Source organism: Brucella tritici (assembly GCF_902825325.1).
Classification (GTDB): domain Bacteria; phylum Pseudomonadota; class Alphaproteobacteria; order Rhizobiales; family Rhizobiaceae; genus Brucella.
Genome location: NZ_CADEAR010000090.1, coordinates 1 through 331, shown reverse-complemented (window position 1 = coordinate 331; position 331 = coordinate 1). Strand labels below are relative to the sequence as shown.

Below are 331 nucleotides of genomic sequence, written 5' to 3'. Positions count from 1 at the left end.
GACGTCACCCTGGAAAACCGCCTGCTCAAAAAAAGCATGATCGGGGATGGGGGCGACGACGAATGAGATATCCCGCCACCGAGAAGCTTGAGATCATTCGGTTGGTCGAGCAATCGCACCTGTCGGCCAGACAAACCCTCGACCGGCTGGGTATTCCAAGGCCGACATTCTATCGCTGGTATGACCGGTTTCTGACCCATGGCGTCGAAGGACTGAAAGACCGGACGCCCGCGCCATCACGGGTGTGGAACCGCATCCCTGACGATATCCGGGATCGCATTATCGAAATGGCGCTGGACCACGCCGATCTGTCGCCGCGTGAACTGGCGGT

Annotated in this window: 1 pseudogene; it reads left to right on the top strand. The window is 58.9% G+C overall.

Annotated features, from left to right (window positions below):
* A pseudogene (locus HWX93_RS22800) lies at window positions 1-331 on the top strand (helix-turn-helix domain-containing protein); the annotation flags it as partial.